The organism is Arthrobacter sp. Y3223164, from assembly GCF_059091005.1.
The window spans coordinates 1-491 of sequence record NZ_JBNHGF010000833.1; the positions used below are offsets into that span (position 1 = coordinate 1).

The following is a 491-nucleotide window of genomic DNA, read 5'->3' on the forward strand; positions in this document are numbered from 1 at the left end:
GGCTTTGGCGCCGTCGCCGAGGCCGCCGTTCGGGTTGCCGATGGTGCCGCCGGTCGGCCCGTCCGAGGCACGCACGGCATCGGGATCGGCCACGATCCGGTCCTCGATGTAGTTCGTGTCCCGGTCGAACTCTTCGCCGCTGTGGACGTAGGCGCCCTTGGTGCTGAACTCCGCCGTGTCGCTGCTCTGGCTCATGCCTCCACCATATCGGCCGGTCGGCCACCGCTGGCAAGGGTTCGCTGCCGGCCTAGCCTGCGCCGGGCCGGTCGGTCATCCGCGCATCCTGTGCAGCAGCAGGGCCACGTGCAGCGACGTCCGCGACTCGGCGTCCTCGAGCGGGACGCCGAGCTGCTCCTGCAGGCGCGCCAGCCTCGCATAAAGCGTGGGGCGGCTGAGGTAACCGTCGCGCGCGAGCCGGGCCTTGTTGCCACCGGCCTCCAGGTACCGCTGCAGCAGGTCCAGGGCGTCGCGGTCGTGGGCGACGGCGGCGA

1 protein-coding gene and 1 pseudogene are annotated in these 491 nt (G+C 71.9%); both read right to left on the bottom strand.

The annotated features are described in order from the left end of the window. Nucleotides 1–195 (bottom strand): annotated as a pseudogene (locus tag AC5RUJ_RS18270) (glutathione S-transferase family protein); the annotation flags it as partial. A 75-nt stretch (nt 196–270) separates the two neighbouring features. Next, a partial coding sequence (locus tag AC5RUJ_RS18275; RefSeq protein WP_494156522.1) for a helix-turn-helix domain-containing protein occupies nt 271–491 on the bottom strand: 221 nt, incomplete at its 5' end.